The following is a 26175-nucleotide window of genomic DNA, read 5'->3' on the forward strand; positions in this document are numbered from 1 at the left end:
CCTCAGCTTTTTGCAAAACCTTTGCCATGGGGGCCATCTGACATGGACCGTCTGACACGCATTTTGGCCGCACTGACCCGCTGGGGTCTGGGCCTGTGCGCGTTGGTTTTGGTGTTGATGGCGCTCTACGTCAGCCTTGGCCGGGAGCTGACGCCGTTAGTCGCCGAGTACCGTGCCGACATCGAAACCAAAGCCAGCGATGCCTTGGGCATGCCGTTGCAGATCGGCGAGCTCGAAGGCAACTGGAGTGGATTCGCCCCTATATTGATGGCGCACGATGTGACGGTCGGCGAGGGCGCCAATGCCTTGCACCTGGACCAGGTGCGTGCCGTACCGGATCTTTGGGCCAGCCTGCTGGCTCGTCAGGTACGCATCGCTCATCTGGAACTGAGCGGGCTGAAGATCAACCTAAAGGAGGGCGACGACGGTCAATGGGCGCTGGAAGGTTTGCCGGTGCAGCAAGACCAGGCCACCGATCCGGAACAACTTTTCAATCGCATGCAGATGATCCAGCAACTGTCGGTGCTCGACAGTCAGGTGACCTTGCAGCCGTTTGGCCAGTCGCCTCTGACCCTGACTTATGTCGGCCTGAACCTGAAAACCGGGGTGTCACGGCAGCGGCTCGACGCACGACTGACCCTGCCCGACGGGCAACCGGTGGCCATGAGCCTGCGTACCCGTATTCGAGCCAGTCAATGGAAGGACGGTGAAGCCGAGGTCTACCTGAGCCTTCCGCAAAGCGACTGGTCGAAGTGGTTGCCCGAGCGAGTGACCCAAGAGTGGACTTTTTCCGAGATCAAGGCCGGCGGCGAGTTGTGGGCGAGCTGGGGCAAAGGCACCTTGCAAAGCGCTGCAGTGCGCCTGAACGCGCCACAACTCAAGGGCGCGTACGGCGAGCGCAAGCCAGTCCAGATCAACAACCTGGCGCTCAATGGCTACTTCCAGCGCAGTGCCAAAGGCGCGTCGGTGACTCTGGACTCCCTGGCAATGAGCCTCGGCGAGACCCGCTGGGAAACGCATTTGCAGCTCACGCAAAGCGCCGCCACTGATAAAACCCAAGAGCTCTGGCACCTGCAAGCCGACCGGGTTGATCTCACTCCGCTGACCCCGCTGCTAAACGCCCTGGCGCCGTTGCCAGAAGGTTTTGCCACGGTTGTCGATCGATTGAAAGTCACGGGTGGCCTGCGTAACGTGCTGGTCGACTTCCGCCCCAATGCCATCGACGACAGCAAGTTCGGGTTTGCCGCCAACCTCGACCAGGTCGGCTTCGACGCTTATCACGGCGCACCGGCGGCGCGCAATGTCAGCGGCAGCATCAGCGGTGACCTGGGGCAAGGCGAGTTGCGCATGGACAGCAAGGATTTCATGCTGCACCTGGACCCGATTTTCGCCAAGCCATGGCAGTACATTCAGGCCAATGCGCGGCTGACCTGGAAACTCGATAAAGAAGGTTTCACCCTGATCGCGCCATATCTGAAAGTGCTGGGCGAGGAAGGCAAGATCGCCGGCGACTTCCTGATTCGCCTGCACTTCGACAGCACTCAGGAAGACTACATGGACCTGCGGGTCGGCATGGTGGACGGTGACGGTCGCTACACCGCCAAGTACCTGCCGGCAGTCCTCGGCCCTGCGCTGGATGAATGGCTGCGCACGGCGATTCTCAAGGGCGCGGTGGATCAAGGCTTCTTCCAGTATCAAGGGTCGCTCAGCCATGGTGCCGCGGACGTCGATCGCAGCATCAGCCTGTTCTTCAAGGTCCACGATGCCGAACTGGCCTTTCAGCCGGGCTGGCCCCATGTCAGCAAGGTCAGCGGTGATGTGTTTGTCGAAGACAGCGGCGTGCGGATTCTGGCCAGCAAGGGCCAGTTGCTCGATACGCAGGTCAACGATATCTACGTCAACATTCCCCATGTGCCGGCCGGGCAGAACTCTCATTTGTTCCTCGATGGAGGATTTGCCGGCGGGTTGGGCGATGGACTGAAAATCCTCCAGGAAGCGCCTATCGGCACCGGGGCAACCTTTGCCGGCTGGGAGGGCGAGGGGGACCTGCAAGGCAAGTTGAAGCTGGATATTCCCCTGGCAAGAGGCGAGGAGCCGAAGATCCTCGTCGACTTCAAGACCGCCAAGGCTCGCTTGAAACTGGCCGAACCTGCGCTGGAGCTGACCCAGCTCAAAGGTGATTTCCGTTTCGACAGTGGCAAAGGCCTGAGCGGGCACAGCATCAGTGCCCGGGCGTTCGACAAGCCGGTCACCGCACAGATTTTTGCCGATGGCAGCCCGGGCAAACTCAATACCCGGGTGGCCGCGTCAGGGCAGGTCGAGGTCAAGAAACTGACCGACTGGCTGAAGGTGACCCAGCCTCTGCCGGTGAGCGGCGTGATCCCGTATCAACTGCAACTGACCCTGGACGGCGCCAATAGCCAGTTGATGGTCAATTCCAGTCTCAGGGGCGTGGCCGTCGATTTGCCAGCGCCGTTCGGCATGACCTCCGAGGCTGGGCGCGACACGACGTTGCGCATGACTTTGCAGGGCGACGAGCGGCGTTATTGGGCCAACTACGGGGACCTGGCGAGTTTCACGTTCGCGGCTCCGGCCAGCAATTTCGCCGATGGTCGCGGGGACTTGTTCCTCGGTGGCGGCGAGGCCGTGTTGCCGGACACCAAAGGCCTGCGGATACGGGGCGTGTTGTCGGAGCTGGACGTTGGTCCGTGGAAGGACCTGGTGGACAGATACGCCGGACAGGACCCAGGCGGCAGCGCCAGGCAACTGCTCAGCGGCGCGGATTTCCAGGTCGGCAAGCTCAGCGGTATCGGCACCACCCTTGATCAGGCCTCGATCCAGCTGGCGCGCAAGCCTTCCGCCTGGGCGTTGCAACTGGACAGCCAGCAGATCAAGGGCAGCGCCAATCTTCCCGATTTGAAGGCCGCGCCAATCACGATCAATCTGCAAACCGTGCGTCTGCCCGCGCCGGACCCGACCGTGCTGGCCGATGAAAACTCGCCGGATCCGCTGGCGTCGGTGGACCCGACGAAAATCCCCGCGATGGACATCACCATCAATCAGCTATTCCAGGGCCAGGATCTGGTGGGTGGCTGGTCGCTGAAGATTCGTCCGACGCCCAAGGGCATCGTGTTCAACTCCCTGGACCTGGGCCTCAAGGGCATGCTGTTGGTGGGCAGTGGTGGCTGGGAAGGCGTGCCTGGCGCCAGCAACAGCTGGTACAAGGGCCGCATCAGCGGCAAGAACCTGGCCGATGTGCTCAAGGGCTGGGGGTTTGCGCCGAGCGTCACCAGCAAGGATTTCTATATGGACGTTGATGGCCGCTGGCCCGGCTCGCCGGCCTGGGTGGCGACCAAGCGTTTCTCCGGCTCGCTCGATGCGACGCTCAATCAGGGCCAGTTCGTCGAGGTTGAGGGCAGTGCCCAGGCGTTGCGGGTATTTGGCTTGCTCAACTTCAACTCCATCGGCCGGCGCCTGCGCCTGGACTTCTCCGACCTGTTCGGCAAGGGCCTGAGTTATGACCGGGTCAAAGGGCTGCTGGTCGGGACCAATGGCGTGTATGTCACCCGTGAGCCGATCCGGCTGACGGGGCCGTCGAGCACAATCGAACTCGACGGCACCCTGAACATGGTGGCCGATCAGATCGATGCGAAACTGATGGTGACCTTGCCTGTGACCAATAACCTGCCGATTGCCGCGCTGATCGTCGGCGCACCCGCGGTCGGTGGAGCGCTGTTCCTGATCGACAAGCTGATCGGTGACCGGGTCGCCCGTTTCGCCAGTGTGAAGTACACCGTCAAAGGACCGTGGAAAGAACCGAAGATTACCTTCGACAAGGCTTTTTGAGATCCTTTTGAAAAGGCGCTCGGCAAGCCTATGGAGTAGCATGGCCGCATACGATTCCAGGAGTGCGCCATGTCTGTAGCGGTGATTCAAATGGTCAGCCAGAGCGATGTGCCGGCCAATCTGGCCCAGGCCCGTCGGCTGCTCGAGCAAGCGGCCGCCGGTGGCGCGAAACTGGCCGTATTGCCGGAAAACTTCGCCGCCATGGGCCGGCGCGACATTGCCGACATCGGGCGCGCCGAAGCACTGGGCGAAGGCCCGATCCTGCCATGGTTGAAACAGACCGCGCGCGACCTCAAGTTATGGATTGTGGCCGGCACATTGCCGTTGCCGCCGGTGGATCAACCGACGGCCAAGGTGCATGCCTGTTCATTGCTGGTCGATGATCAGGGCGAAACGGTGGCGCGCTACGACAAGCTGCACCTGTTCGACGTCGACGTGGCGGACAATCGCGGCCGTTATCGTGAATCCGATGACTATGCTTATGGCAACGGGGTGGTCGTGGCGGACACGCCTGTCGGCCGGGTTGGCCTGACGGTCTGTTACGACTTGCGCTTCCCGGAACTGTACAGCGAATTGCGCGCAGCCGGCGCGGAGCTGATTACCGCCCCTTCGGCCTTCACGGCGGTGACCGGCGCGGCGCATTGGGATGTGCTGATTCGTGCGCGAGCCATCGAAACGCAATGTTACGTGCTCGCGGCTGCCCAGGGCGGGAAGCATCCGGGGCCGCGGGAAACCTTTGGGCATGCCGCCATCGTCGACCCGTGGGGGCGTGTGCTGGCACAACAGGATCAAGGCGAGGCCGTGCTGCTGGCCGAACGCGACAGCAGCGAACAGGCGTCCATCCGGGCGCGGATGCCGGTGTCCAGTCACCGGCGCTTTTTCTCGCAGGGCGCCCAGCGACCTGCATCAGAACGACGAATTTAAGGCGTAAAGCATATGAGCGAGTTGTTGTCCTCAGTCAGTGAACACCTGCTGGCGCCCGGTGGCGTCACGATCGAGAGCCTGCAAGGCGTGCTCGGCGATCTGGCCGGGCCGGGCATCGATGCGGCCGACCTGTATTTCCAGGGGCAGATCTCCGAGTCCTGGGCGCTGGAAGACGGCATCGTCAAGGAAGGCAGCTTCAACCTTGACCAGGGTGTGGGCGTGCGCGCGCAATCGGGTGAAAAAACCGGATTTGCCTACAGCAATGCCATCACCCTGGAAGCCCTTGGCGCGGCGGCGCGTGCTGCCCGTTCGATTTCCCGGGCAGGGCAGCACGGCACCGTACAGGCATTCAGCAGCCAGGATGTCGCGCAGTTGTATGCGCCGGATAATCCCCTGGAAGTGCTGACTCGTGCCGAGAAAGTCGATTTGCTCAAGCGAATCGATGCCGCGACCCGCGCCCTCGACCCGCGCATCCAGCAAGTCACCGTGAGCATGGCCGGTGTCTGGGAACGGATTCTGGTGGCCTCCACTGACGGCGGTCTGGCGGCGGATGTGCGCCCGCTGGTGCGTTTCAATGTCAGCGTGATCGTCGAGCAGAACGGTCGCCGCGAGCGCGGCGGCCATGGTGGTGGCGGTCGGACCGATTACCGTTATTTCCTCGGCGAAGACCGCGCCATGGGCTATGCCCGTGAAGCGTTGCGCCAGGCGCTGGTCAACCTCGAAGCCATTCCGGCACCGGCCGGTACCTTGCCGGTGGTGCTCGGCTCAGGCTGGTCCGGCGTGCTGTTGCACGAAGCGGTCGGTCACGGTCTGGAAGGCGACTTCAACCGCAAGGGCAGTTCGGCTTACAGCGGGCGCATGGGCGAGATGGTTGCGTCGAAACTGTGCACCATTGTCGATGACGGCACCCTGGCCGGTCGCCGTGGCTCGTTGAGCGTCGACGACGAAGGCACGCCGACCGAGTGCACCACGCTGATCGAAAACGGCGTACTCAAGGGCTACATGCAGGACAAGCTCAACGCCCGCCTGATGGGCGTGGCGCGCACCGGTAACGGTCGTCGCGAATCCTACGCGCACCTGCCGATGCCGCGCATGACCAACACCTACATGCTCGCTGGCGAAAGCGATCCGGCGGAAATCATCGCCTCGGTGAAGCGCGGCATCTACTGCGCCAACCTCGGTGGCGGTCAGGTGGACATCACCAGCGGCAAATTCGTGTTCTCCACCAGCGAGGCGTACCTGATCGAGGACGGCAAGATCACCGCTCCGGTCAAGGGCGCAACCCTGATCGGCAACGGGCCGGAAGCCATGAGCAAGGTGTCGATGGTCGGTAATGATCTGGCGCTGGACAGCGGCGTGGGGACGTGTGGCAAGGATGGGCAGTCGGTGCCGGTGGGTGTCGGCCAGCCAACGCTGAAGATTGATGCGATCACCGTGGGTGGCACGGGGTCGTAAGGAGATACACCGCCTTTGTAGGAGCTGCCGCAGGCTGCGATCTTTGCTTTTTCAAGATCAAAAGATCGCAGCCTGCGGCAGCTCCTACAGGGGCTCGATGAATTAACGCAGACCGCGTTGAGTCTCGTCCAGCTCACGGATGTACTTGAAGATTTTACGGCTGGAAGCAGGAGGCTTGTTTTGCGCAAGCTCATGCTGGGCCTGACGGATCAGGGAACGCAATTGCTGGCGGTCCGCGTCCGGGTAGTCGACGACGAATTTTTCCAGAACGGCATCGTCGCCGGCGATCAGACGATCGCGCCAGCGCTCCAGGTTATGGAAGCGTTCGTTGTATTGACGGGTGGAGGCATCGAGTTGATCGAGCAGAACCAGAATGGCGGCAGTGTCCTGATCGCGCATCAGTTTGCCGATGAACTGAAGGTGCCGTTTGCGCGCGATATTCGCGGTGTGCTTGGGCGCATCGGCCAAAGCCCGACGCATTCCGTCGGTCAAGGGCAGTTTTGCCAGCAAGTCAGGCTTGAGTGTTGTAAGGCGCTCGCCAAGGTCAACCAGAGCATGCAGCTCGCGTTTGACCTGGGATTTGCTTTTTTCTCCCGTATCGAGGGAGTCGTCGTAAGAATCAACCATGGTGGCCGTCCGCAAAGAATCGCCGCCATGATAACCAGTCGGGGGCCGCTTGTCCGGCCCGGTCGCTCGATGACCGTTACCGAAAGCAGAATTTGAGTGGAGAACAGCATGAGTGCAGTTGAAAACGTCGGCCCACAAGCGTTGCCGGCACTGCAGGAACAAGTCGAGCAGATCATCGCTGAAGCCAGGCGCCAAGGGGCCAGCGCCTGTGAAGTGGCGGTGTCGCTGGAGCAGGGTTTGTCGACTTCGGTGCGCCAGCGTGAGGTCGAAACCGTTGAATTCAACCGCGACCAGGGTTTCGGCATCACCCTGTACGTCGGTCAGCGCAAAGGCTCGGCCAGCACTTCGGCCAGCGGCCCTGACGCGATTCGCGAAACCGTCGCCGCTGCACTGGCCATCGCCAAACACACTTCGGAAGACGAAGCTTCGGGCTTGGCGGATGCCGCGCTGATGGCGCGGGATATTCAGGATTTCGACCTGTTCCACCAATGGGACATCACGCCAGAACAAGCCATCGAACAGGCCCTGGCCTGCGAAGCCGCGGCGTTTGCCGCCGACAGCCGGATCAAGAACGCCGACGGCACCACCCTCAGTACCCATCAGGGCTGCCGTGTTTATGGCAATAGCCACGGGTTTATCGGCGGTTACGCCTCGACTCGTCACAGCCTGAGCTGCGTGATGATCGCCGAGGCCGATGGCCAGATGCAACGCGATTACTGGTATGACGTGAACCGCCAGGGCAATCTGCTCGCCGACCCGGTGAGTATCGGTCAGCGCGCCGCGCAACGGGCGGCGAGCCGTCTGGGCGCGCGTCCGGTGCCGACTTGCGAGGTGCCGGTGCTGTTTTCCGCCGAGTTGGCCGGGGGGCTGTTCGGCAGTTTCCTGTCGGCGATCTCCGGCGGCAGTCTGTATCGCAAGTCTTCGTTCCTTGAGGGCACTCTCGGTCAGAAGCTGTTTCCGGAGTGGCTGACCATTGACGAGCGTCCACATCTGATGCGTGCCATGGGCAGCGCAGCGTTCGACGGTGATGGTTTGGCAACCTACGCCAAGCCGTTCGTCGAAAAGGGCGAGTTGGTGTCGTACATCCTCGGTACCTATTCCGGTCGCAAGCTCGGCATGCCGAGCACGGCCAATGCCGGTGGCGTGCATAACCTGTTCGTCACCCATGGTGACGAAGACCAGGCTGCCTTGCTGCGGCGCATGGGGCGTGGCTTGCTGGTGACTGAATTGATGGGGCAGGGCCTCAACATGGTCACCGGCGATTACTCCCGTGGTGCGGCGGGTTACTGGGTCGAGAACGGCGAAATCCAGTTCGCGGTGCAGGAAGTGACCATCGCCGGGAACATGCGCGATATGTTTAAACAGATCGTTGCCGTGGGTAACGACCTGGAACTGCGCAGCAATATTCGCACGGGCTCCGTGCTGATCGAGCGGATGACGGTGGCGGGTAGCTAGCCTGCGAACGCTGCACAAAAAAGGCGCGCCACCCATCCGGGTGGCGCGCCTTTTTTTGTGGATCAAAAGATCGCAGCCTTCGGCAGCTCCTGCACGAACCCAATGCAGGAGCTGCCGAAGGCTGCGATCTTTTGAGGTTTATTCGCCTTCGTCGAAGTAGTTATTGATCAGGGTTACCAGCGCTTCCATCGCTTCCTTTTCCTGCTCGCCTTCCGTGCTCAGATGGATTTTGGTGCCCTTGCCGGCAGCCAGCATCATCATCGCCATGATGCTTTTGCCATCTACCGTTGATTCGGGTGTGCGTCCTACCCTGATCGTGCATTCCTTGAACTGGCCGGCGACCCCGACGAATTTTGCAGATGCCCGGGCATGCAGACCCAGCTTGTTGATGATTTCGATTTCCAGAGCAGGCATCGCGATGTGAATCCTTTAGCTGAGGTCGCGGTGGCGGACCTGGACGTTCTTCAGGGATTGTTGCAGCGTCTGCCCCAGACGCTCGGTCAGGTAGACGGAACGGTGATGTCCGCCAGTGCAGCCAATGGCAATGGTGACGTAGGCGCGGTTGCTGGCGGCAAAACGAGGCAGCCACTTTAGCAGGTATGTGGAAATGTCCTGGAACATCTCTTCGACATCCGGCTGTGCCGCCAGGTATTCGGCAACCGGTTGATCGAGCCCGGACTGCTCGCGCAACTCCGGTTTCCAGTAAGGATTGGGCAGGCAGCGCACATCGAACACCAGGTCGGCGTCCACCGGCATGCCACGCTTGAAGCCGAAGGATTCCACCAGGAACGCAGTCCCGGGCTCAGGCTGATTCAACAGGCGCAGTTTGATGGCGTCGCGCAGTTGATACAGGTTCAGGCTGGTGGTGTTGATCTTGAGATCGGCAAGGTCGGCAATCGGCCCGAGCAGGACGCTCTCAACGTTGATGGCTTCGGCCAGCGAGCGGTTGGCGTTGCTCAGGGGGTGACGTCGGCGGGTTTCCGAGAAACGCTTGAGCAGGGTTTCTTCGTCGGCGTCCAGATACAGCACATCGCACTGGATGTGGCGGGCACGGACTTCCTCGAGCAGCTCGGGGAAGCGTGACAGGTGGCTTGGCAGGTTGCGCGCATCAATGGAAACGGCGACCAGCGGCTGCAACAGCTCGGTATGAATCAAGGCGCGTTCTGCCAGCTCCGGCAGCAGACCGGCAGGCAGGTTGTCGATGCAGTAGTAGCCGTTGTCCTCAAGAACGTTGAGGGCGGTACTTTTACCTGAGCCGGAACGGCCACTGACGATGATCAAGCGCATGATTACTGACCGTTTTGCTCGTCCAGGACAACCTGATACAGGGCTTCGTTGCTTGCAGCACTACGCAGCTTTTCGCGCACTTCCTTGCGGTCGAGCATGCTGGCGATTTGTCGCAGCAGCTCAAGGTGCGCATCGGTGGCGGCTTCCGGGACCAGCAGCACGAACAGCAGGTCGACCGGCGCGCCATCGATGGCGTCGAAATCGATAGGGGCGTCCAGGTGCATCAATGCACTGATGGGCGAAACACAGCCCTTGAGGCGGCAATGTGGAATGGCGATGCCATTGCCAAACCCGGTGGAGCCGAGTTTTTCACGGGCGATCAATGCCTCGAAGACATCTTGCATCTCCAGGGCCGGCACTTCGCGGGCGATCAGATTGGCAATTTGTTCGAGGGCTTTCTTTTTACTGCCTCCCGGCACGTTCACCAGGGAACGGCCGGGGGTCAGGATACTTTCAAGTCGGATCATGGGTAGGGAGTGTTAACGACCGGTTGCGCCCTGGAGGAGGCTCTGGGTCTTTTCCTTATGCTTTTTGAGTTGTTTATCCAGCTTGTCGGTGAGTGCGTCGATCGCGGCATACATATCGGTATGTTCCGCGTTGGCGACCACTTCATTCCCGGGAATATGCAGCGTGGCTTCGATTTTCTGCTTCAGTTTTTCGACGGTCATCGTGACCTGCACATTAGTGATCTTGTCGAAATGTCGCTCCAATCGTTCGAGTTTTTCGCCGATGTAGGTGCGAAGAGGTTCGGTCACTTCCAGTTGGTGTCCACTGATGTTGACTTGCATACAGCTTCTCCTTCGTTGCCAGTGCATAAAGCGGTAGATCAGATGATCTACCACTGGAACGCTGTGGCGTGGCCCTACATCAACCGCTTGCGTTCGCTCGAAGGCGCGATCCCGAGGGATTCGCGGTACTTGGCGACGGTGCGGCGAGCCACCTGAATGCCTTGTGCCTCCAGTAAACCAGCGATCTTGCTGTCACTCAACGGCTTTTTCTGATTTTCCGCTGCAACCAGTTTTTTGATGATCGCCCGGATCGCCGTAGACGAGCATTCGCCGCCTTCGGAGGTGCTTACGTGGCTGGAAAAAAAGTACTTCAGTTCATAAATGCCCCGGGGGGTGTGCATGAACTTCTGGGTGGTCACCCGTGAAATCGTCGATTCATGCATGCCGACCGCTTCGGCGATGTCATGCAGGACCAGCGGCTTCATGGCTTCGTCGCCATATTCGAGGAACCCGCGCTGATGCTCGACGATCTGGGTGGCAACCTTCATCAGGGTTTCATTGCGGCTTTGCAGGCTCTTGATGAACCAGCGGGCCTCCTGCAACTGATTGCGCATGAAGGTATTGTCGGCGCTGGTGTCGGCGCGGCGCACGAAACCGGCGTACTGGGCATTGACCCGCAGTCGTGGCACCGACTCCTGATTGAGCTCGACCAGCCAGCGCTCGTTGTCCTTGCGCACGATGACGTCAGGAACGACATACTCGGCTTCTGTGGACTCGATCTGCGAGCCCGGGCGAGGGTTGAGGCTCTGAACCAGCTCGATGACCTGGCGCAGTTCGTCTTCCTTGAGCTTCATGCGACGCATCAACTGGCTGTAGTCGCGGCTGCCAAGCAGGTCGATGTAATCGGTGACCAGGCGCTTGGCCTCGGCCAGCCAAGGGGTCTTGGCAGGCAGCTGGCGCAATTGCAGCAGCAGGCATTCGCCCAGGTTGCGGGCGCCGATGCCGGCAGGCTCGAATTGCTGGATGCGATGCAGGACGGCTTCGATTTCGTCCAGCTCGATGTCCAGTTCCGGGTCGAAGGCTTCGAGGATTTCCTCGAGGGTTTCGTCCAGGTAGCCCTGATTGTTGATGCAGTCGATCAGGGTCACGGCGATCAGGCGATCGGTGTCGGACATCGGGGCCAGGTTCAGTTGCCACAGCAAGTGGCTCTGCAGGCTTTCGCCGGCCGAGGTGCGGGTGGTGAAGTCCCACTCGTCATCATCATTGCTGGGCAGGCTGCTGGCGCTGGTCTGGTAAACGTCTTCCCACGCGGTGTCGACGGGGAGTTCGTTGGGAATACGCTCGTTCCAGTCACCCTCATCGAGGTTATCAACCGTCGGGGCGCTTTCCTGGTAGGAGGGCTCCTGGATGTCAGTGTTGGGCTTTTGTTCGGCGTTGTCGGCCAAGGGGTCGGAATTGTCGAAGTCGTCGCCTTCTTCCTGGCGTTCGAGCATCGGATTGGACTCCAGGGCCTCCTGGATTTCCTGTTGCAGGTCCAGGGTCGACAATTGGAGCAGGCGGATGGCCTGTTGCAGCTGCGGTGTCATCGTCAGCTGCTGGCCCATTCTCAAGACTAGCGATGGTTTCATGGCAGGGGCTTAACACCTTATTCGCCGGCGCACATGCGCCATCCACTACAGGGCGCCGGGGCGCCAAACTTAAGCAAATTATATGCCTGAAACTAAAGGGTTTGCCTAGAGCGCTGTAACAATAAAAAACTATAAATTTGTGTTGCTGCGCTGCCCTTGTCGGGGGCTGACCACGCTCGTCGGCACGAGGCGCTGGTGAGTGGCTGGCCGGGTGCCCGGGCAGATGCCTGGGCACGGCTCAGCGTTTACAGGCGGAACTCATGGCCCAGATACACTTCCTTGACCAGGTCGTTGGCCAGGATTGTCTCTGCGTCGCCTTCGGCGATCAGTTGGCCGTCATTGACGATATAGGCGGTTTCACAGATATCCAGGGTTTCACGAACGTTGTGGTCCGTGATCAGCACGCCAATGCCTTTGGCCTTGAGGTGGTGAATGATCTGCTTGATGTCGCCGACCGAAATCGGGTCCACACCGGCGAAGGGTTCATCGAGGAGGATGAATTTCGGGTTGGTGGCCAGGGCACGGGCGATTTCCACGCGACGGCGCTCGCCGCCGGACAGGCTCATGCCCAGGTTGTCGCGGATGTGGCTGATGTGGAACTCCTGCAGCAGGCTTTCCAGTTCCTTGCGACGGCCGGCCTTGTCGAGTTCCTTGCGGGTCTCGAGGATGGCCATGATGTTGTCGGCCACCGACAGTTTGCGGAAGATCGATGCTTCTTGCGGCAGGTAGCCGATACCGGCCTTTGCACGGCCGTGCATCGGCTGGTGGCTGACGTCCAGGTCATCGATCAGGACGCGGCCCTGATCGGCTTGCACCAGGCCGACGATCATGTAGAAGCAGGTGGTCTTGCCGGCGCCGTTCGGGCCAAGCAGGCCGACGATCTGGCCGCTGTCGATGGACAGGCTGACGTCACGCACGACCTGGCGGCTCTTGTAGCTCTTGGCCAGATGCTGAGCTTTCAGAGTTGCCATTACTGGGCCTTTTTCTCGTCGGTTTTCTTCTTCGGCTGGATCACCATGTCGATACGCGGGCGCGACTCGGTGATCTTGCTGCCTGTGGCGCGACCGGCGCTGGCGAGTTTCTTGTCCGTGTCGTAGACAATTTTCTCGCCTTGGGTGACGTTGTTGTCCTTGTCGACAACCTTGGCCTTGTCGATCAGTACGACGCGATTTTGCGTGGCGTGATACTGGATCGTCACGCCCCAGCCCTGGACAGGCTTGGTATCGCCAGCCGTTTGCAATTGCTCGAAGTACGCCAGGTTGCCCACCGAGGTCACTACGTCAATGTCACCAGTCGGGGTGCGGGTGATGGTAACGGTGTTGCCTGTCACCTTCATCGAGCCTTGGGTGATGATCACGTCACCCTTATAGGTGGCAATACCTTGCTTGTCGTCCAGTTGGGCATCGTCGGCCTGAATGCGGATAGGCTGCTGTTGATCTTCCGGCAGAGCCCAGGCGCTCACGCTTCCCAGTGCTGCGCCCAGACTGAGCAAAATCGGGAGGGTTTTAACGAGCCTCATACTGTCCTCTTACGTTCGATAGCAGGTGTATCCTGCTTTCTTTCAAATACGCTTTCATTCCCTTGCCAGTCGATACACCGCCAGCGCCGTCGATTCTAACGTCTTGCTCGGTCTGCGCATATTGCTGCTGCGGGAACACGGTCATGCGGGTGCTGGTGATCAGGGTCTTGCGGTTTTTCTCGTCGAAGCGCGTGATACGCACGTCATCGATCAGTTCGACCTGTGTGCCATCAGGGTTGACCTCGCCGCGCAGGCTCTGGACGTGCCACGGGAATTCAGTGCCGCGGAACACATTCAGGTCGGGGTTGGTCAGCAATGTCACCTCGGTCGCTTTCAGGTGCTCGACCTTGTCCGACACCAGATCATATTGCAGCTTGCCGTCCGGCAGGTACTGCACGCTGTGGGCGTTGATGGCGTAATAGTCGATCGCGCTTTCATCGACCGGCGTTACCGCCTTGTCGAGGAAGCGTTCCGGGCTGATGTTCCAGTAGCCAACCGCGGCGAATATCGCCGCGATGCAAGTGAACATCAGTGTGTTGCGAAACTTTTTGCTCAGCATGTCGGGCTCACAGGTACGCCGCATTGGCCGCGTCGAGGCGGTCCTGGGCGCGCAGGATCAATTCGCAGAATTCGCGAGCAGCACCTTCGCCGCCTCGGGCGAGGGTGATGCCGTGGGCGTGTTCACGCACGAAGCCGGCGGCATTGGCCACCGCCATCCCCAGCCCTACACGACGGATCACCGGCAGGTCTGGCAGGTCGTCGCCGAGGTAGGCCACCTGTTCATAGCTCAGGTTGAGTTGGGCCAGTAGTTCGTCGAGTACCACCAGTTTATCTTCGCGACCTTGATAGAGGTGCGGGATTCCGAGGTTTTTGGCCCGACGCTCGACCACCGGGGTCTTGCGGCCGCTGATGATGGCGGTCTGCACGCCGGCGGCCATCAGCATCTTGATGCCCTGGCCATCGAGGGTGTTGAACGTCTTGAATTCGCTGCCGTCTTCGAGGAAGTACAGGCGCCCGTCGGTCAGCACGCCATCGACATCGAACACCGCCAGCTTGATCTGTTTGCCGCGTTGCAGCAGGTCCGCACTCATTACATTACTCCTGCACGCAGCAAGTCGTGCATGTTCAAGGCGCCGACCGGGCGGTCTTCACGATCGACCACGACCAGCGCGCTGATTTTATGGTCTTCCATGATTTTCAGCGCTTCGGCGGCGAGCATCTCGGCGCGGGCAGTCTTGCCGTGAGCAGTCATGACCTGGTCGATTGTAGCGCTATGGATGTCGATGCTACGGTCCAGCGTGCGACGCAAGTCACCGTCGGTAAAGATCCCGGCCAGCTTTCCATCGGCTTCCAGGATCACGGTCATGCCCAGGCCTTTGCGGGTCATTTCCATTAGCGCGTCCTTCAGCAGGGTGCCGCGCTGTACTTGCGGCAGCTCTTGCCCGGCGTGCATGACGTTTTCCACTTTCAGCAGCAGGCGTCGGCCCAGGGCGCCGCCAGGATGGGAAAAGGCGAAGTCTTCGGCGGTAAAACCACGGGCTTCCAGCAGCGCGACGGCCAGGGCGTCGCCCATGACCAGGGCGGCGGTGGTCGACGAGGTGGGGGCCAGGTTCAACGGGCAGGCTTCGTGCTCGACGTGAACATTCAGGTTGACCTCGGCGGCCTTGGCCAGCGGCGAGTCAGGGTTGCCGGTCATGCTGATCAACTGGATGCCCAGGCGCTTGATCAGTGGCAGCAGGGTCACGATTTCATTGGTGGAGCCGGAATTCGAGAGCGCCAGAATGATGTCGTCGCGGGTAATCATGCCCATGTCACCGTGGCTGGCTTCAGCCGGGTGCACAAAAAACGCCGTGGTGCCGGTGCTGGCCAGGGTCGCGGCAATCTTGTTGCCGATGTGCCCCGACTTGCCCATGCCGACCACGACCACGCGGCCTTTGCTGGCCAGAATCATCTCGCAAGCGCGTACGAAATCTGCGTCGATATGGGGTAGCAGGCCTTGCACGGCTTCTACCTCGAGGCGGATGGTGCGTTGTGCTGATTGAATCAGGTCGCTGGATTGGCTCATGTCAGAAATCGTATAGCCTGATGAAAAGGCGGCGATTATAGCGGTTATGATCGAATCCCTCACGCTAGTTCGTCGCGCATTGTCATCCTTGTTGCGGGAAACCTTCTAAACGGGGCTTTCAACCAGTCATGCAGTTGAGCATGTGCAGGCTTTGGCCTTGGGCGCACAGCCTTTGCAGTGATATAGTTCGCCGCCAGTTCGGCCTGCCCGGGAGGTATGTGCTTTCGTGAGAAAGTCAGGCGTCCGAGTGAGAGGCTGCATCGCAAGGAGTTTAGATGAGTGCCGATAACGCCTACGCGGTCGAGCTGAAGGGACTGTCCTTCAAGCGCGGCGCGCGCAGCATTTTCAATAATGTCGATATCCGTATCCCGCGCGGCAAGGTCACCGGCATCATGGGGCCTTCCGGGTGTGGCAAGACCACACTCTTGCGTCTGATGGGCGCCCAGCTGCGGCCCACCAAGGGCGAGGTCTGGGTCAACGGCCAGAACCTGCCGAAACTGTCGCGCAGCGACCTGTTCGATGCGCGCAAGCATATGGGCGTGCTGTTTCAGAGCGGCGCACTGTTTACCGACCTCGATGTCTTCGAGAACGTCGCTTTTCCCCTGCGGGTTCACACGCAACTGCCGGAAGAAATGATCCGCGACATCGTCCTGCTCAAGTTGCAGGCCGTGGGCTTGCGCGGTGCCATCGAACTGATGCCCGACGAGCTTTCCGGCGGCATGAAGCGCCGTGTTGCGCTGGCCCGGGCGATTGCGCTCGACCCGCAGATCCTCATGTACGACGAGCCGTTTGTCGGCCAGGACCCCATCGCAATGGGCGTTCTGGTGCGCCTGATTCGTTTGCTCAACGATGCGCTGGGTATCACCAGCATCGTGGTGTCCCACGACCTGGCCGAGACCGCGAGCATTGCCGATTACATTTATGTGGTGGGCGATGGTCAGGTGTTGGGGCAAGGTACGCCGGGCGAATTGATGAACTCGGATGAACCGCGCATTCGCCAGTTCATGACCGGTGAACCCGATGGCCCGGTCCCGTACCACTTTCCAGCGACGGATTACCGCGCAGATCTTCTGGGGAAGCGCTGATGCGCAGAATTTCATTGATAGAGCGCGTTCGCCGCTTCGGCCAGGCCGGCATCGATGTGTTGGCGGTGTTCGGGCGTTCCAGCTTGTTCCTGTTCCATGCCTTGCTTGGACGGGGCGGCATCGGTGGCGGCTTTGGGCTGCTGGTCAAGCAGTTGCATTCGGTGGGCGTGATGTCCCTGGTGATCATCGTGGTCTCCGGGGTGTTCATCGGCATGGTGCTGGCGCTGCAGGGCTTCAACATTCTTTCCAGCTATGGTTCAGAGCAGGCCGTCGGGCAGATGGTGGCGCTGACACTGCTGCGTGAACTGGGGCCGGTGGTGACCGCCTTGCTGTTCGCCGGGCGCGCAGGTTCGGCGTTGACCGCCGAAATCGGCAACATGAAGTCCACCGAGCAGTTGTCCAGCCTGGAAATGATCGGGGTCGACCCGCTCAAGTACATCATCGCGCCACGTTTGTGGGCCGGTTTCATTTCCCTGCCGGTGCTGGCGATGATTTTCAGCGTCGTGGGTATCTGGGGGGGCTCGTGGGTAGCTGTCGACTGGCTGGGAGTCTATGAAGGTTCCTACTGGTCGAACATGCAGAACAGCGTGACGTTCTCCGACGATGTGCTCAACGGGATCATCAAAAGTATCGTCTTTGCCTTTGTCGTGACCTGGATCGCCGTATTCCAAGGCTATGACTGCGAACCCACTTCCGAGGGGATCAGTCGTGCCACTACCAAGACCGTTGTGTATGCCTCGTTGGCAGTGCTCGGCCTGGACTTTATTCTGACCGCCTTGATGTTTGGAGATTTCTGATGCAAAACCGCACCCTGGAAATCGGTGTCGGCCTTTTCTTGCTGGCTGGCATCCTGGCTTTGCTCTTGTTGGCGTTGCGGGTCAGTGGCTTGTCCCCGACTCCGAGCACCGACACGTATAAACTTTACGCCTACTTCGACAATATCGCCGGTTTGACGGTCAGAGCAAAGGTGACCATGGCCGGTGTGACCATCGGCAAGGTCACGGCCATCGATCTGGATCGCGACAGCTTTACCGGTCGGGTGACCATGCAGCTGGAAAAACGCATCGATAATCTGCCGGCGGACTCCACTGCATCTATCCTGACCGCAGGACTGTTGGGCGAGAAGTACATCGGTATCAGCGTGGGCGGGGAAGACACCCTGCTCAAGGATGGTGGAACCATCCATGACACGCAGTCATCGCTGGTGCTCGAAGACCTGATCGGTAAATTCCTGCTCAATACCGTTAGCAAAGAAGCTAAATGAGGAACAGTTAAATGATCTCTACCTTGCGACGTGGCCTGTTGGTAATGCTCGCGGTGTTTCCGTTGGTGTCTCATGCCGTGGCGGCGCCTTCGGCGCACGATCTGGTGCAGGACACAACCAACCGTATGCTCGCGGACCTGGCTGCAAACAAAGAGAAGTACAAGCAGGACCCGCAGGATTTCTATACGGCGCTGGACAGCATCGTCGGGCCGGTTGTGGATGCCGAGGGTATTTCCAAGAGCATCATGACGGTCAAGTACTCGAAGAAAGCTACGCCTGCGCAGATGAAGACCTTCGAAGAAAACTTCAAGAAGGGTCTGTTCCAGTTCTACGGCAATGCCTTGCTGGAGTACAACAACCAGGGCATCACCGTTGAACCGGCAAAAGACGAGTCGGGCGACCGTACCAGCGTTGGCATGACCGTCAAGGGCAGCAGCGGCGCGATCTATCCAGTGTCCTACACGCTGGAAAAGATCAACGGCGAGTGGAAACTGCGTAACGTCATCATCAACGGCATCAACATCGGCAAGCTGTTCCGCGACCAGTTCGCCGATGCGATGCAGCGCAATGGCAACGACCTGGACAAGACCATCAACGGTTGGGCCGGGGAAGTCGCCAAGGCCAAGGAAGCCACCGACAAAAAACCGGAGCAGTCAGCCCAATGAGTGAGTCGGCAGTCCAGATGGACGAAGCGGGCGAGCTGCGACTCAGTGGCGTGCTGGATTACCGCACCGGCCCTGGCCTGCGCGAGCAGGGCAAGGCGCTGATCAAGGCCAGCAAGGCTTCGGCGCTGGTGGTCGATTGCTCGGCGGTGACCAAGTCCAGCAGCGTCGGTTTGTCGTTGCTGCTGTGCTTTATCCGGGATGCGCAGGCGGCCGGCAAGTCCCTGAGCATCCACGGGATGCCGGAAGACATGCGTGAAATCGCTCAGGTCAGCGAGCTGACCGAGCTGTTGGCGCATCCCTAACCCGCATCTATGAACAAGCCCCCCGTCCGAGTCCTGCTTGGCGGGGTTCGCAGGCGCGGGGCTTTTTTGTATGATGTCCGACCCGCGCGCACAGGGCGCCGATTGAGGTTGAGCATGCAGGCCAACGAAGTTAAGAGCTTTCTTGAAGGAAAGCTGCCCGGAACGAAAGTAGAAGTCGAGGGCGAAGGCTGCAATTTCCAGCTGAACGTGATTAGCGATGAACTGGCGGCATTGAGCCCGGTCAAGCGTCAACAGCAGGTCTATGCCCATTTGAACCCGTGGATCGTCGATGGCAGCATCCATGCGGTCACTATGAAATTTTTCAGCAGCGCGGCCTGGGCCGAGCGCACCTGAGCCCAAGGGCGTCGAGATTCTTATGGATAAATTGATTATTACCGGTGGCGCTCGTCTTGATGGCGAGATCCGCATCTCCGGGGCAAAGAACTCTGCCCTGCCGATCCTTGCCGCCACTTTGCTGTGCGATGGCCCGGTGACTGTGGCCAACCTGCCGCACCTGCACGACATCACCACGATGATCGAGCTGTTCGGGCGCATGGGCATCGAGCCTGTGATCGACGAGAAGCTCGCCGTCGAAATCGACCCGCGCACCATCAAGACCCTGGTCGCGCCGTACGAACTGGTTAAAACCATGCGTGCGTCGATTCTGGTACTGGGCCCGATGGTTGCCCGTTTCGGTGAAGCCGAAGTTGCCTTGCCTGGCGGTTGCGCCATTGGTTCGCGTCCGGTTGACCTGCACATCCGTGGCCTGGAAGCCATGGGCGCGGTCATCGACGTCGAAGGTGGCTACATCAAGGCCAAGGCGCCTGAAGGCGGCCTGCGCGGTGCACACTTCTTCTTCGATACCGTCAGTGTGACCGGTACCGAAAACATCATGATGGCTGCCGCTCTGGCCAAGGGCCGCAGCGTGCTGGCCAACGCCGCGCGCGAGCCGGAAGTGGTCGACCTGGCGAACTTCCTGAACGCCATGGGCGCCAAGGTTTCCGGCGCCGGTACCGATACCATCACCATCGATGGCGTCGAGCGTCTGCACACCACCACGTATAAAGTGATGCCAGACCGTATCGAAACCGGCACCTACCTGGTGGCGGCGGCGGTGACCGGCGGTCGTGTGAAGGTCAAGGATACAGATCCGACCATCCTCGAAGCCGTTCTGGAAAAACTCCGCGAGTCCGGTGCCGAAATCACCTGCGGCGAAGACTGGATCGAGCTGAACATGCACGGCAAGCGTCCGAAAGCCGTCAACGTGCGGACCGCTCCGTACCCGGCGTTTCCGACCGACATGCAGGCGCAGTTCATCTCCCTCAACGCCATTGCCGAAGGCACTGGTGCCGTGATCGAGACGATCTTCGAAAACCGCTTCATGCACGTTTACGAATTGCACCGCATGGGCGCTCACATCCAGGTCGAAGGCAACACTGCGATCGTTACCGGGATCGAAAAGCTCAAGGGCGCGCCAGTCATGGCCACCGACCTGCGTGCTTCGGCCAGCCTTGTGATCTCGGCGCTGATCGCCGAAGGCGATACCCTGATCGATCGCATCTACCACATAGACCGTGGTTACGAGTGCATTGAAGAGAAACTGCAGATGCTCGGCGCCAAGATCCGCCGCGTACCGGGCTAGTTTCTGCTGCATGGGCGCAAGGATGTGCCCGCTGAACTGTTGTAAAGTCGAGCCGGTTTCCGGCTCGATGTGTGTCCGGCGTCATTTGCGACCGGGCATGAGTACCTTGATAAGGACTGACGTTTCCCATGTTGACCATCGCACTGTCCAAGGGCCGCATCCTTGACGACACCCTGCCGCTTCTGGCTGAAGCGGGCATCGTGCCGACCGAGAATCCGGACAAGAGCCGCAAGCTGATCATTCCCACGACCCAGGAAGATGTACGCCTGCTGATCGTGCGTGCCACCGACGTGCCGACTTACGTCGAGCATGGTGCCGCCGACCTCGGTGTCGCCGGTAAAGATGTGCTGATGGAATATGGCGGCCAGGGTCTGTACGAGCCTCTGGACCTGCAAATTGCCCAGTGCAAGTTGATGACGGCCGGCAAGGTCGGTGCGGTCGAGCCCAAGGGCCGTCTGCGCATCGCCACCAAGTTCGTCAACGTTGCCAAGCGTTATTACGCTGAACAGGGTCGGCAGGTCGACATCATCAAGCTGTACGGCTCGATGGAACTGGCACCGCTGATCGGCCTTGCCGACAAGATCATCGACGTGGTCGACACCGGTAACACGCTGCGGGCCAACGGCCTGGAGCCACAGGATTTCATTGCTGCCATCAGCTCCCGGCTGATCGTCAACAAAGCTTCGATGAAGATGCAGCACGCCCGTATCCAGGCGTTGATCGACACCCTGCGCAAGGCAGTGGAGTCTCGACACCGCGGCTGATTCACCCGCGCGACGTTAAGTCGCGCCCGTCTATCCGCCTCATAGCCAGAATTCTCAGGTGCCCAAGCGGAAACGACTGCTAAGTTAGGGCGCCTGAGTTTTTGCCATTCCTATGAGGCTCTCGCTATGACCGCACCGACTGCAATTCGCCGACTCAACGCTGCTGACCCGGATTTCGCACATCATCTGGATCATCTGCTGAGCTGGGAAAGTGTGTCTGACGACTCGGTCAATCAGCGGGTGCTGGACATCATCAAGGCCGTGCGTGAGCGTGGCGACGCAGCCCTGGTGGACTTTACCCGCCAGTTCGATGGCCTGGACGTGAAGTCAATGGCCGACCTGATCCTGCCGCGCGAGCGTCTGGAACTGGCGCTGACCCGCATCTCCGTGCCTCAGCGCGAAGCCCTGGAAGTCGCCGCGGCCCGTGTGCGCAGCTACCACGAAAAACAGAAGCAGGACTCCTGGAGCTACACCGAGGCTGACGGCACCGTACTGGGCCAGAAAGTCACGCCGCTGGACCGCGCCGGTCTGTATGTACCGGGCGGCAAGGCGTCGTACCCGTCGTCGGTGTTGATGAACGCGATTCCGGCCAAGGTCGCCGGTGTCACCGAAGTGGTCATGGTGGTGCCAACCCCGCGCGGTGAAATCAACGAACTGGTGCTGGCCGCTGCCTGCATCGCCGGCGTCGACCGGGTGTTCACCATCGGTGGCGCTCAAGCCGTTGCCGCATTGGCTTACGGCACCGAAAGCGTGCCGAAGGTCGATAAAGTGGTCGGCCCGGGCAACATCTATGTCGCCACCGCCAAGCGCCACGTGTTTGGCCAGGTCGGTATCGACATGATCGCCGGTCCTTCGGAAATCCTCGTAGTGTGCGACGGCCAGACCGATCCGGACTGGATCGCCATGGACCTGTTCTCCCAGGCCGAGCACGACGAAGACGCCCAGGCGATTCTGGTCAGTCCCGACGCCGGGTTCCTCGACAAGGTCGCCGCCAGCATCGCCAAGCTGATGCCGACCATGGAGCGCGCCGCGATCATCGAAACCTCGATCAATGGCCGTGGTGCATTGATCAAGGTTCGCGACATGGAGCAAGCCATCGAAGTGGCCAACCGCATCGCGCCCGAGCACCTCGAATTGTCCGTTGCCGATCCACAGGCCTGGCTGCCGCAGATCCGCCACGCCGGCGCGATCTTCATGGGTCGTCACACGTCCGAAGCCCTGGGCGACTACTGCGCAGGTCCCAACCACGTGTTGCCGACCTCCGGCACTGCGCGCTTCTCTTCGCCGCTGGGCGTGTACGACTTCCAGAAACGCTCGTCGATCATTTTCTGCTCCGAGCAGGGCGCTTCCGAGTTGGGCAAGACCGCTTCCGTGCTGGCCCGTGGCGAGTCGCTGACCGCCCACGCCCGTAGCGCCGAATACCGCATCGTTGATGAAGACTCTCCACAAGGGCAGGGAAACTGAACATGAGTAAATTCTGGAGCCCGTTCGTCAAGAATCTGGTGCCTTACGTGCCGGGCGAACAGCCGAAACTGGCGAAACTGGTGAAACTCAACACCAACGAAAACCCGTACGGTCCATCGCCGAAAGCCTTGGCTGCGATGCAATCCGAACTCAATGACAACCTGCGCCTGTACCCGGACCCCAATAGCGATCTGCTGAAGAACGCGGTCGCCAAATACTATGGCGTGCAGAGCAACCAGGTGTTCCTCGGCAACGGTTCCGATGAAGTGCTGGCGCACATCTTCCACGGTTTGCTGCAGCACGATCAGCCGCTGCTGTTCCCGGACATCAGCTACAGCTTCTACCCGGTCTACTGCGGGCTGTACGGCATCAAGTTCGACGCGGTGCCGCTGGACGAGCAGTTCCGGATCAACCCGGCGGACTACGCCAGGCCGAACGGCGGGATCATTTTTCCCAACCCGAACGCACCGACCGGCTGCCTGTTGGCGCTGGAGGCGGTGGAGCAGATTCTCAAGGCCAGCCCGGATTCGGTGGTGGTGGTCGACGAGGCCTACATCGACTTCGGCGGCGAGACGGCAATCACCCTGGTGGACCGCTATCCGAACCTGCTGGTGACCCAGACCCTGTCCAAGTCCCGTTCCCTGGCCGGGCTACGGGTGGGTCTGGCGGTCGGTCATCCGGACCTGATCGAGGCGCTGGAGCGGATCAAGAACAGCTTCAACTCCTATCCGCTGGATCGCATGGCGAATGTCGGTGCCGCCGCCGCATTCGAAGATCGCGAGTACTTCGACAAGACCTGCCGTTTGGTCATCGAGCACCGTGAGTGGGTGATTGCGCAGCTGGAAGGGAAGGGCTTTGAAGTGCTGCCATCGGCGGCGAATTTTATTTTCGCCCGTCACCCCCGGCACGATGCGGCAGGTATCGCGGCTAAATTGCGCGAACAGGGCGTGATTGTCCGGCACTTCAAGCAGGAACGGATTGCCCAGTTCCTGCGGATATCCATCGGCACGCCAGAGCAGAATCAGGCGCTGATCGACGGTCTGGGCGATCTTTAACTCACCGCCAACCCTTGTGGGAGCGGGCTTGCTCGCGAAAGCGGCGTGTCAGTCGACGCAGAAGTTAACTGACACGCCGCTTTCGCGAGCAAGTCGGATCGCCGCACCGCCGCTCCCACAGGTTTTTGGGTTGCCCGCTTACTCTTCTTCTTTCTCTTGGGCCGGTGCCGGCGGTGGTCGCAGGCCGACTTCCGCCATCAGCTTGAGCTCCTTGCCGTTGCGCATTACCTCGATCGCGACCTTGTCGGTCGGCTTGATCCGCGCCACTTGATTCATCGAGCGACGGCCATCTCCGGCCGGTTCGCCATCGATGGAAAGAATCACATCACCCAGTTGCAGGCCGGCTTTCTGTGCCGGGCCATCGCGGAAAATCCCCGCCACGACAATGCCTGGACGTCCGGACAAGCCGAACGACTCAGCCAGTTCCTGGGTCAGCGGCTGCACTTCGATACCCAGCCAGCCACGAATCACCTGGCCGTGCTCGATGATCGACTTCATCACTTCCATCGCCAACTTCACCGGGATTGCGAAACCAATGCCCTGGGAGCCCCCGGACTTGGAAAAGATCGCCGTGTTGATGCCGGTCAGGTTGCCGATGGCATCCACCAGCGCACCGCCCGAGTTGCCGGGGTTGATCGCCGCATCGGTCTGGATGAAGTCTTCGTAGTTGTTCAGGCCCAGTTGGTTGCGCCCGGTGGCGCTGATGATGCCCATGGTCACGGTCTGGCCGACGCCGAACGGGTTGCCGATGGCCAGCGCGACGTCGCCGATGCGGATGTTGTCGGAACGCCCCACGGTGATCGCCGGCAGGTTTTTCAGGTCGATCTTCAGAACTGCGAGATCAGTCTCCGGATCGCTGCCGATCACCCGCGCCAGGGTTTCCCGGCCGTCCTTGAGTGCCACCACGATCTGGTCGGCGCCGCTGGTCACGTGGTTGTTGGTCAGGATGTAGCCTTCCGGGCTCATGATCACGCCGGAACCGAGGCTCGACTCCATGCGTTTCTGCTTGGGCGAGTTATCGCCGAAGAAACGACGGAACTGCGGATCTTCGAACAACGGATGGTTGGGTTTGTTGATGACTTTGGTGGTGTACAGGTTCACCACCGACGGTGCCGCGGTGGATACCGCTTCGGCATAAGACACCGGGCCCTGCTGCATGCTGGTGGTTTGCGGCGCTTGTTGCAGATTGACATCGAGGCTCGGGAGCCCGACCCACTGCGGGTAACGCTGGATTATCAAAAGAGCGACAAGCACGCCGGCCAACAGCGGCCAGCCGGAAAAACGCAGCGCCTTGAGCATTAAGCAGTTCCTGAGAGAGTTGCAGGCGGTATGAGACCGCTCATAATGACGCGCATTATACGAGGCCGCACGCGCCTCTGAACGGGATATTTAGGAGTCTTTTATGGCCGTCGCCCTGAGCACCCTGGTCGAAGAAGCCGACCGCTACCTCAACAGCGCCAAAATCGCCGATTACTGCCCCAACGGCTTGCAGGTCGAGGGGCGGCCGCAAGTGATGCGCATTGTCAGTGGCGTCACTGCCAGCCAGGCCTTGCTCGATGCGGCCGTGGAGGCCAATGCCGACCTGGTGCTGGTGCATCATGGCTACTTCTGGAAGGGCGAGAACCCGTGCATCACCGGCATGAAACAGCGCCGCCTGAAGACCCTGCTCAAGCACGATATCAGCCTGTTGTCCTATCACCTGCCGCTGGACCTGCACCCGGACGTCGGCAATAACGTGCAGCTCGCGCGTCAGCTCGACATCACCGTCGAAGGTCCGCTGGACCCGGACAACCTGAAGATTGTCGGCCTGGTCGGCTCGCTGAATGAGCCGATGATGCCCCGGGATTTCGCCCGCCGCGTCCAGGAAGTGATGGGCCGTGAGCCGCTGTTGATCGAAGGCAGCGCCATGATCCGTCGCGTCGGCTGGTGCACCGGTGGTGGCCAGGGTTACATCGATCAGGCCATTCTGGCGGGCGTCGATCTGTACCTCAGCGGCGAGGCTTCCGAGCAAACCTTCCACAGCGCCCGGGAAAACGACATCAGCTTCATCGCCGCCGGTCACCATGCCACCGAGCGCTACGGCGTTCAGGCGCTGGGGGATTATCTGGCCCGTCGGTTTGCGCTGGAGCACATCTTCATCGATTGTCCCAATCCGATCTGAGGTACGCCATTGATCCAAATGTGGGAGCGGGCTTGCTCGCGAATGCGGTGAATCAGTCAGCATTCACGTTGAGTGATACGCCGCCTTCGCGAGCAAGCCCGCTCCCACAGGGTTCTGCTGTGCCCAAACGGGCAGGCATATTCATATGCTCTTTCGATCTAGTTTGCGTCCTGATTAGAAGTTGTCGCTGTGCTAGGATCCCCGCTCGAACACGGCCCGCTGGCCGTTCATAAGAAAGT

27 protein-coding genes are annotated in these 26175 nt (G+C 60.4%); 15 read left to right on the plus strand and 12 right to left on the minus strand.

Annotation, left to right across the window (positions count from 1 at the left end; all coding sequences use genetic code 11):
* The first annotated feature begins 42 nt into the window (after positions 1 to 42).
* The 3 genes from AC07W4_RS15110 to tldD all read left to right on the plus strand — a co-directional run bounded on the left by AC07W4_RS15110 (position 43) and on the right by tldD (position 6225).
* Positions 43 to 3846, plus strand: a complete 3804-nt coding sequence (locus AC07W4_RS15110) for a YhdP family protein (RefSeq protein ID WP_495032958.1) — start codon at positions 43 to 45, stop codon at positions 3844 to 3846.
* Positions 3847 to 3915: 69 nt separating this feature from the next.
* Positions 3916 to 4770 (plus strand): carbon-nitrogen hydrolase family protein, encoded by an 855-nt coding sequence (locus AC07W4_RS15115; RefSeq protein ID WP_495032959.1) that lies wholly within the window; start codon positions 3916 to 3918, stop codon positions 4768 to 4770.
* Between the two features lie 12 nt (positions 4771 to 4782).
* Positions 4783 to 6225 (plus strand): metalloprotease TldD, encoded by a 1443-nt coding sequence (tldD, locus tag AC07W4_RS15120; RefSeq protein WP_008046138.1) that lies wholly within the window; start codon positions 4783 to 4785, stop codon positions 6223 to 6225.
* Between the two features lie 102 nt (positions 6226 to 6327).
* Here the strand turns inward: tldD and yjgA are convergent, their stop codons facing one another.
* Positions 6328 to 6852 (minus strand): ribosome biogenesis factor YjgA, encoded by a 525-nt coding sequence (gene yjgA, locus AC07W4_RS15125; RefSeq protein ID WP_008046139.1) that lies wholly within the window; start codon positions 6850 to 6852, stop codon positions 6328 to 6330.
* Between the two features lie 108 nt (positions 6853 to 6960).
* On the opposite strand from yjgA, the gene pmbA reads away from it, so the two are divergent.
* A complete protein-coding gene (gene pmbA / locus AC07W4_RS15130) occupies positions 6961 to 8307 on the plus strand; it encodes a metalloprotease PmbA (RefSeq protein WP_495032960.1) in 1347 nt (448 codons plus the stop codon).
* A gap of 138 nt (positions 8308 to 8445) precedes the next feature.
* Here pmbA and AC07W4_RS15135 read toward each other — a convergent pair whose 3' ends face one another.
* From AC07W4_RS15135 to AC07W4_RS15180, 10 genes are all read right to left on the minus strand, one after another.
* Complete coding sequence (locus AC07W4_RS15135; RefSeq protein ID WP_495032961.1) at positions 8446 to 8721, minus strand: HPr family phosphocarrier protein; 276 nt, start codon at positions 8719 to 8721, stop codon at positions 8446 to 8448.
* Positions 8722 to 8736: 15 nt separating this feature from the next.
* The gene (rapZ, locus tag AC07W4_RS15140; RefSeq protein ID WP_495032962.1) at positions 8737 to 9594 is read right to left on the minus strand and encodes an RNase adapter RapZ; all 858 of its coding nucleotides are present in this window, start codon (positions 9592 to 9594) and stop codon (positions 8737 to 8739) included.
* 2 nt (positions 9595 to 9596) lie between these two features.
* On the minus strand, positions 9597 to 10061 hold the full coding sequence (gene ptsN / locus AC07W4_RS15145; protein WP_008046148.1) for a PTS IIA-like nitrogen regulatory protein PtsN: 465 nt from the start codon (positions 10059 to 10061) through the stop codon (positions 9597 to 9599).
* Between the two features lie 12 nt (positions 10062 to 10073).
* Complete coding sequence (gene hpf / locus AC07W4_RS15150) at positions 10074 to 10382, minus strand: ribosome hibernation-promoting factor, HPF/YfiA family (RefSeq protein WP_007941242.1); 309 nt, start codon at positions 10380 to 10382, stop codon at positions 10074 to 10076.
* A gap of 74 nt (positions 10383 to 10456) precedes the next feature.
* Positions 10457 to 11950, minus strand: a complete 1494-nt coding sequence (locus AC07W4_RS15155) for an RNA polymerase factor sigma-54 (RefSeq protein ID WP_015093497.1) — start codon at positions 11948 to 11950, stop codon at positions 10457 to 10459.
* A 245-nt stretch (positions 11951 to 12195) separates the two neighbouring features.
* Complete coding sequence (lptB, locus tag AC07W4_RS15160) at positions 12196 to 12921, minus strand: LPS export ABC transporter ATP-binding protein (protein WP_008054366.1); 726 nt, start codon at positions 12919 to 12921, stop codon at positions 12196 to 12198.
* Entirely contained in the window at positions 12921 to 13469 is a 549-nt protein-coding gene (lptA, locus tag AC07W4_RS15165) for a lipopolysaccharide transport periplasmic protein LptA (RefSeq protein WP_008046154.1), read from the minus strand. The genes lptB and lptA overlap by 1 nt, the downstream gene beginning before the upstream one ends.
* On the minus strand, positions 13456 to 14028 hold the full coding sequence (gene lptC / locus AC07W4_RS15170) for an LPS export ABC transporter periplasmic protein LptC (protein WP_008046157.1): 573 nt from the start codon (positions 14026 to 14028) through the stop codon (positions 13456 to 13458). Before lptC ends, lptA begins: the two co-directional genes overlap by 14 nt.
* A gap of 7 nt (positions 14029 to 14035) precedes the next feature.
* Positions 14036 to 14560 (minus strand): KdsC family phosphatase, encoded by a 525-nt coding sequence (locus AC07W4_RS15175; RefSeq protein WP_008046159.1) that lies wholly within the window; start codon positions 14558 to 14560, stop codon positions 14036 to 14038.
* Complete coding sequence (locus AC07W4_RS15180; RefSeq protein ID WP_495032963.1) at positions 14560 to 15534, minus strand: KpsF/GutQ family sugar-phosphate isomerase; 975 nt, start codon at positions 15532 to 15534, stop codon at positions 14560 to 14562. Before AC07W4_RS15180 ends, AC07W4_RS15175 begins: the two co-directional genes overlap by 1 nt.
* A 275-nt stretch (positions 15535 to 15809) precedes the next feature.
* Between AC07W4_RS15180 and AC07W4_RS15185 the strand changes: the two genes are divergently transcribed.
* From AC07W4_RS15185 to hisC, 10 genes are all read left to right on the plus strand, one after another.
* A complete protein-coding gene (locus AC07W4_RS15185; RefSeq protein WP_008046162.1) occupies positions 15810 to 16619 on the plus strand; it encodes an ATP-binding cassette domain-containing protein in 810 nt (269 codons plus the stop codon).
* Positions 16619 to 17416, plus strand: a complete 798-nt coding sequence (gene mlaE, locus AC07W4_RS15190; protein WP_495032964.1) for a lipid asymmetry maintenance ABC transporter permease subunit MlaE — start codon at positions 16619 to 16621, stop codon at positions 17414 to 17416. Before AC07W4_RS15185 ends, mlaE begins: the two co-directional genes overlap by 1 nt.
* On the plus strand, positions 17416 to 17883 hold the full coding sequence (gene mlaD / locus AC07W4_RS15195; RefSeq protein ID WP_007970271.1) for an outer membrane lipid asymmetry maintenance protein MlaD: 468 nt from the start codon (positions 17416 to 17418) through the stop codon (positions 17881 to 17883). The genes mlaE and mlaD overlap by 1 nt, the downstream gene beginning before the upstream one ends.
* 11 nt (positions 17884 to 17894) lie before the next feature.
* The gene (locus tag AC07W4_RS15200; protein ID WP_008046171.1) at positions 17895 to 18548 is read left to right on the plus strand and encodes an MlaC/ttg2D family ABC transporter substrate-binding protein; all 654 of its coding nucleotides are present in this window, start codon (positions 17895 to 17897) and stop codon (positions 18546 to 18548) included.
* Positions 18545 to 18850: an STAS domain-containing protein gene (locus tag AC07W4_RS15205; protein WP_008046178.1), complete on the plus strand. Its 306-nt coding sequence runs from the start codon at positions 18545 to 18547 to the stop codon at positions 18848 to 18850. Before AC07W4_RS15200 ends, AC07W4_RS15205 begins: the two co-directional genes overlap by 4 nt.
* Before the next feature lie 114 nt (positions 18851 to 18964).
* Positions 18965 to 19204 (plus strand): BolA family protein, encoded by a 240-nt coding sequence (locus AC07W4_RS15210; RefSeq protein WP_008046181.1) that lies wholly within the window; start codon positions 18965 to 18967, stop codon positions 19202 to 19204.
* Between the two features lie 22 nt (positions 19205 to 19226).
* Positions 19227 to 20492 carry a UDP-N-acetylglucosamine 1-carboxyvinyltransferase gene (murA, locus tag AC07W4_RS15215; RefSeq protein ID WP_008046183.1) on the plus strand — a complete coding sequence of 422 codons (1266 nt, stop codon included), beginning with the start codon at positions 19227 to 19229 and terminating at the stop codon, positions 20490 to 20492.
* Positions 20493 to 20620: 128 nt separating this feature from the next.
* Positions 20621 to 21256: an ATP phosphoribosyltransferase gene (gene hisG / locus AC07W4_RS15220; RefSeq protein WP_008018703.1), complete on the plus strand. Its 636-nt coding sequence runs from the start codon at positions 20621 to 20623 to the stop codon at positions 21254 to 21256.
* A 126-nt stretch (positions 21257 to 21382) separates the two neighbouring features.
* Entirely contained in the window at positions 21383 to 22720 is a 1338-nt protein-coding gene (gene hisD / locus AC07W4_RS15225; protein WP_495032965.1) for a histidinol dehydrogenase, read from the plus strand.
* A 2-nt stretch (positions 22721 to 22722) separates the two neighbouring features.
* A complete protein-coding gene (hisC, locus tag AC07W4_RS15230; protein ID WP_495032966.1) occupies positions 22723 to 23775 on the plus strand; it encodes a histidinol-phosphate transaminase in 1053 nt (350 codons plus the stop codon).
* Between the two features lie 138 nt (positions 23776 to 23913).
* On the opposite strand, the gene algW is transcribed toward hisC, so the two are convergent.
* Positions 23914 to 25074, minus strand: coding sequence for a Do family serine endopeptidase AlgW (gene algW / locus AC07W4_RS15235; protein ID WP_495032967.1), 1161 nt, complete (start codon positions 25072 to 25074; stop codon positions 23914 to 23916).
* Positions 25075 to 25177: 103 nt separating this feature from the next.
* Here algW and AC07W4_RS15240 point away from each other — a divergent pair, with 103 nt between their 5' ends.
* The gene (locus AC07W4_RS15240; protein WP_008046198.1) at positions 25178 to 25936 is read left to right on the plus strand and encodes a Nif3-like dinuclear metal center hexameric protein; all 759 of its coding nucleotides are present in this window, start codon (positions 25178 to 25180) and stop codon (positions 25934 to 25936) included.
* Positions 25937 to 26175 lie beyond the last annotated feature (239 nt).

The sequence above is a fragment of the Pseudomonas sp. GW821-FHT02A08 genome, from assembly GCF_059422045.1.

Bases quoted from the DNA above. Each gene is read 5' to 3' on its own strand.
- tldD (WP_008046138.1), top strand. From the start codon at position 4,783: ATGAGCGAGTTGTTGTCCTCAGTCAGTGAACACCTGCTGGCGCCCGGT.
- AC07W4_RS15240 (WP_008046198.1), top strand. From the start codon at position 25,178: ATGGCCGTCGCCCTGAGCACCCTGGTCGAAGAAGCCGACCGCTACCTC.
- lptA (WP_008046154.1), bottom strand. From the start codon at position 13,469: ATGAGGCTCGTTAAAACCCTCCCGATTTTGCTCAGTCTGGGCGCAGCA.
- AC07W4_RS15185 (WP_008046162.1), top strand. From the start codon at position 15,810: ATGAGTGCCGATAACGCCTACGCGGTCGAGCTGAAGGGACTGTCCTTC.
- AC07W4_RS15200 (WP_008046171.1), top strand. From the start codon at position 17,895: ATGATCTCTACCTTGCGACGTGGCCTGTTGGTAATGCTCGCGGTGTTT.
- AC07W4_RS15175 (WP_008046159.1), bottom strand. From the start codon at position 14,560: ATGAGTGCGGACCTGCTGCAACGCGGCAAACAGATCAAGCTGGCGGTG.
- hisD (WP_495032965.1), top strand. From the start codon at position 21,383: ATGACCGCACCGACTGCAATTCGCCGACTCAACGCTGCTGACCCGGAT.
- murA (WP_008046183.1), top strand. From the start codon at position 19,227: ATGGATAAATTGATTATTACCGGTGGCGCTCGTCTTGATGGCGAGATC.
- rapZ (WP_495032962.1), bottom strand. From the start codon at position 9,594: ATGCGCTTGATCATCGTCAGTGGCCGTTCCGGCTCAGGTAAAAGTACC.
- AC07W4_RS15155 (WP_015093497.1), bottom strand. From the start codon at position 11,950: ATGAAACCATCGCTAGTCTTGAGAATGGGCCAGCAGCTGACGATGACA.
- yjgA (WP_008046139.1), bottom strand. From the start codon at position 6,852: ATGGTTGATTCTTACGACGACTCCCTCGATACGGGAGAAAAAAGCAAA.
- lptB (WP_008054366.1), bottom strand. From the start codon at position 12,921: ATGGCAACTCTGAAAGCTCAGCATCTGGCCAAGAGCTACAAGAGCCGC.
- hisC (WP_495032966.1), top strand. From the start codon at position 22,723: ATGAGTAAATTCTGGAGCCCGTTCGTCAAGAATCTGGTGCCTTACGTG.
- ptsN (WP_008046148.1), bottom strand. From the start codon at position 10,061: ATGATCCGACTTGAAAGTATCCTGACCCCCGGCCGTTCCCTGGTGAAC.
- pmbA (WP_495032960.1), top strand. From the start codon at position 6,961: ATGAGTGCAGTTGAAAACGTCGGCCCACAAGCGTTGCCGGCACTGCAG.
- AC07W4_RS15205 (WP_008046178.1), top strand. From the start codon at position 18,545: ATGAGTGAGTCGGCAGTCCAGATGGACGAAGCGGGCGAGCTGCGACTC.
- mlaD (WP_007970271.1), top strand. From the start codon at position 17,416: ATGCAAAACCGCACCCTGGAAATCGGTGTCGGCCTTTTCTTGCTGGCT.
- AC07W4_RS15115 (WP_495032959.1), top strand. From the start codon at position 3,916: ATGTCTGTAGCGGTGATTCAAATGGTCAGCCAGAGCGATGTGCCGGCC.
- hpf (WP_007941242.1), bottom strand. From the start codon at position 10,382: ATGCAAGTCAACATCAGTGGACACCAACTGGAAGTGACCGAACCTCTT.
- AC07W4_RS15180 (WP_495032963.1), bottom strand. From the start codon at position 15,534: ATGAGCCAATCCAGCGACCTGATTCAATCAGCACAACGCACCATCCGC.
- lptC (WP_008046157.1), bottom strand. From the start codon at position 14,028: ATGCTGAGCAAAAAGTTTCGCAACACACTGATGTTCACTTGCATCGCG.
- AC07W4_RS15110 (WP_495032958.1), top strand. From the start codon at position 43: ATGGACCGTCTGACACGCATTTTGGCCGCACTGACCCGCTGGGGTCTG.
- algW (WP_495032967.1), bottom strand. From the start codon at position 25,074: ATGCTCAAGGCGCTGCGTTTTTCCGGCTGGCCGCTGTTGGCCGGCGTG.
- mlaE (WP_495032964.1), top strand. From the start codon at position 16,619: ATGCGCAGAATTTCATTGATAGAGCGCGTTCGCCGCTTCGGCCAGGCC.
- AC07W4_RS15210 (WP_008046181.1), top strand. From the start codon at position 18,965: ATGCAGGCCAACGAAGTTAAGAGCTTTCTTGAAGGAAAGCTGCCCGGA.
- hisG (WP_008018703.1), top strand. From the start codon at position 20,621: ATGTTGACCATCGCACTGTCCAAGGGCCGCATCCTTGACGACACCCTG.
- AC07W4_RS15135 (WP_495032961.1), bottom strand. From the start codon at position 8,721: ATGCCTGCTCTGGAAATCGAAATCATCAACAAGCTGGGTCTGCATGCC.